We start from the raw sequence: 6,908 nt of genomic DNA, 5'->3' as shown, positions 1-6,908 counted from the left end.
GGTCGGCGGCACGATTGAGGTACGGCGCGGCAAAGCTGCCGGCCCGGACCCGGACGCCAGGCCGGTGACTGCGGTCTGCTACAGGTCGGTGGCGTCCGCCACGTCGCCGAGGTCGACGAACTTGAAGCCGGTCGCGGGGCGTGCGCCTGCCTCGCCGGGCGGGAGGTCGGGGGTCTCGTGCCCGTCCTGGACGACCAGCAGGCCGTTCGGGAAACGGCTGCCCAGTGGTGCGTTCAGGACGGCGGCGCCGTCGCACTCCTCCGCGCCGTCGAGGGTCGTCGAGGCCGCACCGACACGGAAGCCGCCCTCGTACTCGTTGCCCTCGCTGACTTCGCGGTCGTAGAGGGCGAAAGTGTCGTCGCCCTGACTGGAGGCGAAGAGGTAGCCGTCGCCGTCCGGCTCCTGGAACAGTGTCAGGCCCTCGACGTCCGCTGACAGCCGTTCGCCACCGTAGCCGGGGTCTGCGCCTGCCGTGCACTCCTCGGTCGCCTCGTCGTAGACACCGGGAACGCCGTACTGGCGGACCTTGTCCACCAGGGCCGGCCTGGCGGTGAGGTCGGCGCGCATCCGCCAGATGCCGACGTCCTCCTGGCCGGCATAGAGCATGCCGGTGGCGGGGTCCACCACCATGCCCTCGATCTGCGGGAGCTCGCCCGGCTCCGCGCAGGGGGACCAAGTGGTGCCGTTCGGGAGGCGGAAGGAGGAGGGCAGGTCGAGGGTGCGGACCTTGTGGTAGGTGACGGTGCCGTTCGCGGTCGGCTGCAGTTCTACCAGTGCGAGGCGCGTCCGCTCCCGTCGGCTGACCAGGGCGTAGGAACGCCCGGTGGTCTTGTCCTGCCAGGTTGCGAGGCCGTAGGCGGTGCGCTGTTCGTTGATCTCGCCCTGGTCGCGGGAGAAGACCGGGGCTGCGGCCGGGTCGGTGATGTCGGTCAGCGGGCCGCCGGGCCGCCGGGGGTCGATGCGGTAGATCCTCAGCCGGTCGTTGCCACGGTCACTGACAACGGCGACGTCGGCCCGGCCGGTGGCGGTACGGAGACCGGTGACGAGGTCGACGTTGTTGAACCGGCCCGGAGCATCCTCCTCGGCGGGCGGGGACGGCGCGGGGAGCGACTGCACCAAGCGGGCGCCCAGGTCGTACACGCGGAGGCCGCCTTCCTTGGCCGTCGCGAGGACGAGGCTGCGGCCGGGCTCGTCCGGGTTGCGCCAGATCGCCGGGTCGTCCGCGTCGGAGTTGCCGCCGGCTTCGTCGTCGTAGAGTGCGGGGGTTTCGCCGACGGGCGTGACCGTCGGCAGGTTTCCTCCATCCGCTCCGGCCTGGGTCGGGGCCAGGAGAGCGAACACGGCGGCGCCCGCGGTGAGGGCAACGGTTGGGAATAAGCGGCGATGCGATCTCACTGGCGCTCCCTGGGTCGATGTTGTGAACATGCCCATGATGCGGAGACAACTTTGCGCGCACCAGGCGTCGATCTGTACGAATGAGCACCGACGAGACGGCGCACGCCTACTGCCGTTCATGATCTCTCCATTGCGGGCAGCTCCGGGATACCCCGTGTCTTTCCGCCGCCGCTGGCGCCTCCTCTTCTCTCTGCGCCTGCATGGAACCCTCACAGGCGGGGCAAACGGTGTCTCTGACGTGGGGAGGATGCCATGACCATGACGGAGCGGTCCGTCGAGCCAGAAGGCCACAACACCACTTGCTGCGCGGGGCACGACAGCCCGCGGGCGACACCGGACAGGGAATCGCCCGAGACGCCGCATGAACGGGTCAACAGACGCTGGAACGAGATTCTGCAGGAGACGCGGGTCACCCAGACCGGCGTGCAGATTCTCTTCGGTTTTCTGCTCAGCGTGGCCTTCACACCGCTCTTCAGGGAGCTGGAGGCCTTGGACCGCGGCATCTACGTGGCCACCGTGGTGCTCGGTGCGGCGGCCACCGGATCCCTCATAGCGCCGGTATCCATCCACCGCTTCCTGTCCGGTCAGCGCATGAAGGACGACGTGGTGGAGATCGCCGGCCGTTTGATGATGTGCGGCATGGTCCTCCTCGCCCTGACCATCGGCTGCACGCTCCTGCTGATACTCCGTTTCGTCGTTCCCGGAGTTCTCGCCGAAGTGCTGGTCACCGGCGTCATGCTGTGGTTCGGCCTGTGCTGGTACGGGCTGCCGCTCTATCTTCGCCGCCGTGCCGACCGACGCTCCCGGCACGCGACGCGTAAATGACCCTGCCGTCCTTCCCTCCGGCGGCGCGGTAGTCGGTGGTCGTGAGCGGGGGGCGAGCCCATGGCCCGACGCTCTTGGCGGCAGACCGTCAGCATTGGCGGGCCTTCCCGCCTGTCACCACGCCAGGCGCCCCGGCCGGGGGCCTTGAGCGCTTCCAGTTCCGCGTCGCCGAGCGTCTTGCGGCGGCGGAACGCCTCCGTCAGCAGCGGCTCACCCGTTGATCGACGGCTCCACTGTGGGGCCGGTGGGCAGGGCGCCGGCATCGCGGGAACCATGGACGTTCCCGCCCGCAGTGGGTGTTCCCGCGACCAGCAGCGCGTCTCGAACTCGAAGGGTCGTGCACGCGTCCCGGTGCAGGCCGTCCAGAGGTCCTGCAAGCTGGGGCGTCGGCCCACCCGTCGGCGTGGTCCATGGTTGCGCGACATGCTCCCTCCACAACGGACCTCGCATCATCCGAACGGGTGAAGGTCCCTTTGCTCCGCAACCGCCGGACCAGGGGGCATGTCCTTCGCAAGCGACACCACCCGCTCACTCATCGGGAGCGCGCCCTCTTGCGCAGGAACCTCGTCACGGCTGCCGCTGCTGCGGCCGGAGTACTGACCGTCATGTGCTTGCGCAGCCTCCCGTTCTCGCCCGGCTGCATCGGGCTTTGAACAACCGCTGCACGCTTCAGAGGCCAGAACTGCCTGCCTCAAGAACCCCTCGAAGGGACCAAAAGCTCCATGGGCAAGAAGAAAGGGCGTCCGCACGGCATCGGCCACACGACGATGCCAGGCCGGAGAGAGGAGAGCCGCTCCAAGCGTGTGTCCGGCAAGTTCGTGCGCATGTACCGCCGCTACCACGCGTGGCGCTCTCCGTTCCCCCTGTGGGCGCGGCTCGTGTGCGACATCCTGTTCTGGGCCGTCATCGCCGCAGCAGCCTACGTGGCGATCGGCAGCCTGTGCGGAGCGATCCTCATCGCAGCTCCACTCCTCGGGTTCCTCGGGCTCGCGTCGAGCAAGGAGTACGACGACGGCATCGATTGGGGCGATCACCGCATGGGAGGACAGCCCAGGAACCCCGGACCCAAAATCTAGGGCGGGCGCCCACACGGTCCATGGTCGGCTTCCCTCGTGGACCACGCCAACGACCGCCCCTTCGCGCGGGTGGACGACGAACGAAGCGATGTTGACCAGGCGTGCGTGGCCGCCGCTCACCGTGCACGTGGCCTTCTGCGACACGTCAATCCTCGGATCGTCCTGCGCGAGGATGGCCTCCGGAGGCTCGGCGACTTCGTCCGTTCCTCGGATACCCCACGACTTCTGTGAGGTTCGCCTCAGCCCGCCGTGACACTGGCGACAGAACGGTGACGAAGCACCACGGGTCTCATGATGCGTGGACGGCAACGACCCGCCGTCTCCGACGCATTGGCTCAGACCACAACCGGGGGAACATCATGAAGTCGACCCGCCGCAAGGCAGCCGACGTCCCCGACGACGGGCAGTGCCTGACGTGGAGCGGTTCGATCGACATCTACTTCGACTCGGACAACGGCAAGTGCACCTGACCGACGCCTTACGGTCGCAGAGCCCGTCGACCGGCGAGCTGTGACAGCTGACCTCTTCGGGAGCATCAGCGAAGGAAGCGAGGTCGCGCCCGGCACGAACACGTCGCTTCCACGACGGGGACGACGCCGCGCCCCGCCTCCAACCCGTTTCTTATCTCTGGCACGGCCGGACAGTCTCAGGCCTTACGACGGGCTCACGCCGGGATCCGCCTGTGGACCAGCCATGCTGGCCAGGATGTGAGGAACTGCATCGCGCAGATGGACGAAGTGGCGATGCACTCCCTCCACCGCAGCAGCGGCGTTCACGCCCCACACCGTCATCCCTGCGCGTAGCCCGGACTGCACTCCGGACGGGGCGTCCTCGATGACCAGGCAGTCTCCTGGCTCGGCGCCCAGCCGAGCAGCGGCCCGCAGATAGGGCACGGGGGACGGCTTGCCCTCTTCTACAGCGGCTGCGTCCACGATCACGTCAGGAACAGGCAGACCCGTTCTCAGGAAACGGCCGCGCACTCGGTGCTCGTAGTTCGAGGTCACCAGCGCCCAGGCCCGGGGCGGGAGGCCGCGCAACACGTCCGACGCGCCGTCGAAGGCCGCATAGACGCCGGATCGGACGTCTTCGTCCTCCAGCTCGTGCAGCAGGGCCAGGCACTCGTTCGGGTCACGGTCGGCAGCGACTTGGGCGAACGTCTCCAGCGGCCGCGTCCGCAGGGCCACACGGTAGACCTCGTCCGCATCGAGCCCGTATCGCAGCGCCCAGTTCTCCCAAACGCGGCGCTGGTTGCTCACCGCGTCGATCAACGTGCCATCCACATCGAACAGGACGTACTTCATACGGTCCGGCCTCCCGGGTCTCCTCGTCACGCGTCGATCATGCCAGGCAGCCGGCAGGCGATTGCTGGACAGTTCGAGGGCCGTTGGCGGGGATGGCCTCGCCCCGTCCATGAAGCCTCGACGCCCTCGATGAGCCTTTCTGTCCGACGGCGTCGGGAGGAATGTGGCAACGGGCCGTCGCGGATTTCATGTTGCCGGCCATTCTCGGCCCCGGTCCGCTGCCGGGGGGAGCGGCGGTGGACGTCGGGCCTCGGTTCCGTGGCCGCGGTCGCAGCCGAAGGCCGCTCGTGCCACGGGCTGCCCGGTCCACGCGTTACTCACCGGCATCCGATCGGGGGACGCTCGCCGGTGGACCGCATCCGGTGCCGGTCCGGCGGGGACTCATCGCCCGTACGCGTGCCCCACCTCCGGCGGAAGGCTTCCGGCCATGCCCACCCCGCACTGGCTCTTCGGTGACCAGCTCGGCCCGCATTTCCTCACTCCCGCCGGTGAGCACGGCCCCGAGCCCGGGGCACCCGTGGTGATGATCGAGGCAAGGTCGGTGTTCCGGCGCAGGCGTTTTCACCGCGCCAAGGCCCATCTGGTGCTCGCGGCGATGCGGCACCGCGCGGCGGAGCTGGGTGAGCGCGTGACGTACGTGCGGGCGGAGACCTATCGCGAAGGTCTGCGCCGGGCGGTGGGCGACGCTCCGGTGACCGTGTGCCATCCCACCTCGTACGCGGCGTTGCGGCTGGTGCGTTCCCTGCCGGGGGTGCGGGTGCTGCCCGCCCGGGGCTTCCTGGTCTCGCACGAGGAGTTCGCCGAGTGGGCCGGGGAGCTGGGTGGGCGGCGGCTGCTCCAGGAGAACTTCTACCGCTGGGTGCGTGCGCGGCACGACCTGCTGATGGACGGCGGCAGCCCGGCCGGGGGCCGGTTCAACCATGACCACGACAACCGTGAGCCGCCGCCGCGCGGCGCCCACGCACTGGATGTGCCGGGGCCGTACCGGCCGCGGGAGGACGACATCGACGCCGGGGTGCGCCGGGACCTCGACCGGTGGGAGCGCGAGGACGGGGTGCGGTTCGTCGGGCGGGACGGCCCCCGCCGCTTCCCCGCCACCCGGCGCGAAGCCCTGTCGGCGCTGCGCCGCTTCGTGGCGCACCGGCTGTCCGCCTTCGGGCCGTACGAGGACGCGATGCTGGCCGGTGACCCGGTGATGGCGCACAGTCTGCTGTCGTCCTCGATGAACCTGGGCCTGCTGCATCCCGCCGAGTGTGTGGAACGCGCAGAGGTCGCCTGGCGGGAGGGCACCGTCCCGGTGAACAGCGCCGAGGGGTTCGTCCGGCAGGTCGCGGGCTGGCGGGAGTACGTCTGGCAGCTGTACTGGCACTTCGGCGAGGACTACCGGCACGGCAACGCTCTCGGTCACACGGGGGAACTGCCGGCCTACTTCAGCGAACTCGACGCGGACGCGGTCACCGCCCGCTGCCTGTCGGAAGTGCTGGCCCAGGTCCGGGACACCGGATGGACGCACCACATCCCCCGCCTGATGGTGCTGGGCAGCCACGCCCTGCAGCGCGGCTGGGACCCGGCCGCCGTCACCGACTGGTTCCACCGCTGCTTCGTCGACGGCTACGACTGGGTGATGCTGCCGAACGTGGTCGGCATGTCCCAGTACGCGGACGGGGGCCGGATGACCACCAAGCCGTACACCTCCGGGGGTGCCTACATCCACCGCATGAGCGATCTGTGCGGCGGCTGCGCGTTCCGGCCCGCCGACCGCACCGGCCCGCGCGCGTGCCCCTTCACCGCCGGGTACTGGGCCTTCCTGCACCGGCACCGGCACCGGTTGTCCGGCAATGCCCGCATGCGGCGCGCGGTGCAGGGTCTGGACCGGCTCGGCGACCTGGAGCAAGTGCTGCGTCAAGAGCGGCACCGAGGGGACCAGGCTCCGTGACACAGGTCGCGTGGCGGTCGGTACTCGCCCCCCCGCCTGGGCGGCCACCACCCGACACGCCCGCTGGGGCCGTGGCGGCCGTCGACTGGGCGGAGGTGAGTCCGACGACAACGTGTTGTGTCAGGAGCGCGTCAGCAGAGCAGCACGGAATCCTTGAGACGCGGTGTCATCGCGTGGTCTGCACCCTGGTGGTCTGCTTGTCGCCTCGCGGGATGACCGGCGCCCCCGTAGGGGCATGTCAGGGCAGTTCGAAGCGACCACCGAGATCGACCGGCCCGTCGAGGCGGTGTTCGACTACCTCGCCGACGGGCGTAACGACCCGCAGTTCAGTCCTCGCGTACTGAGGATCGAGAGCGAGCGGTTAGGGGCTCATCG

The 6,908-nt window shown here is 69.6% G+C and carries 5 protein-coding genes and 2 pseudogenes; 5 read left to right on the top strand and 2 right to left on the bottom strand.

Features of this window, described 5'->3' with window-relative positions; genetic code table 11:
* Positions 1–78 precede the first annotated feature (78 nt).
* Positions 79–1,395 (bottom strand): phytase, encoded by a 1,317-nt coding sequence (locus AB0F04_RS33980; protein ID WP_362048992.1) that lies wholly within the window; start codon positions 1,393–1,395, stop codon positions 79–81.
* Positions 1,396–1,647: 252 nt separating this feature from the next.
* Between AB0F04_RS33980 and AB0F04_RS33975 the strand changes: the two genes are divergently transcribed.
* The 3 genes and pseudogenes from AB0F04_RS33975 to AB0F04_RS33965 form a co-directional block, all read left to right on the top strand.
* Positions 1,648–2,220, top strand: a complete 573-nt coding sequence (locus tag AB0F04_RS33975; RefSeq protein WP_362048989.1) for a DUF6328 family protein — start codon at positions 1,648–1,650, stop codon at positions 2,218–2,220.
* 722 nt (positions 2,221–2,942) lie between these two features.
* Positions 2,943–3,296 carry a hypothetical protein gene (locus tag AB0F04_RS33970; RefSeq protein ID WP_362048986.1) on the top strand — a complete coding sequence of 118 codons (354 nt, stop codon included), beginning with the start codon at positions 2,943–2,945 and terminating at the stop codon, positions 3,294–3,296.
* A gap of 33 nt (positions 3,297–3,329) precedes the next feature.
* Positions 3,330–3,527 (top strand): annotated as a pseudogene (locus AB0F04_RS33965) (hypothetical protein); the annotation flags it as partial.
* A gap of 422 nt (positions 3,528–3,949) precedes the next feature.
* On the opposite strand, the gene AB0F04_RS33960 reads toward AB0F04_RS33965, so the two are convergent.
* Entirely contained in the window at positions 3,950–4,597 is a 648-nt protein-coding gene (locus AB0F04_RS33960; RefSeq protein WP_362048983.1) for an HAD-IA family hydrolase, read from the bottom strand.
* A 427-nt stretch (positions 4,598–5,024) separates the two neighbouring features.
* Between AB0F04_RS33960 and AB0F04_RS33955 the strand changes: the two genes are divergently transcribed.
* Positions 5,025–6,533 carry a cryptochrome/photolyase family protein gene (locus tag AB0F04_RS33955; RefSeq protein ID WP_362048980.1) on the top strand — a complete coding sequence of 503 codons (1,509 nt, stop codon included), beginning with the start codon at positions 5,025–5,027 and terminating at the stop codon, positions 6,531–6,533.
* A 235-nt stretch (positions 6,534–6,768) separates the two neighbouring features.
* Positions 6,769–6,885: pseudogene (locus AB0F04_RS33950) on the top strand (polyketide cyclase); the annotation flags it as partial.
* Between the last annotated feature and the right edge of the window lie 23 nt (positions 6,886–6,908).

The sequence above is a fragment of the Streptomyces sp. NPDC029041 genome (assembly GCF_040637515.1).
In the GTDB taxonomy this organism is placed as follows: domain Bacteria; phylum Actinomycetota; class Actinomycetes; order Streptomycetales; family Streptomycetaceae; genus Streptomyces.
The sequence above is the reverse complement of the archived record's forward strand: the minus strand, read 5'-3'. Positions and strand labels throughout refer to the sequence as shown.

Bases quoted from the DNA above. Each gene is read 5' to 3' on its own strand.
- AB0F04_RS33960 (WP_362048983.1), bottom strand. From the start codon at position 4,597: ATGAAGTACGTCCTGTTCGATGTGGATGGCACGTTGATCGACGCGGTG.
- AB0F04_RS33970 (WP_362048986.1), top strand. From the start codon at position 2,943: ATGGGCAAGAAGAAAGGGCGTCCGCACGGCATCGGCCACACGACGATG.
- AB0F04_RS33975 (WP_362048989.1), top strand. From the start codon at position 1,648: ATGACCATGACGGAGCGGTCCGTCGAGCCAGAAGGCCACAACACCACT.
- AB0F04_RS33955 (WP_362048980.1), top strand. From the start codon at position 5,025: ATGCCCACCCCGCACTGGCTCTTCGGTGACCAGCTCGGCCCGCATTTC.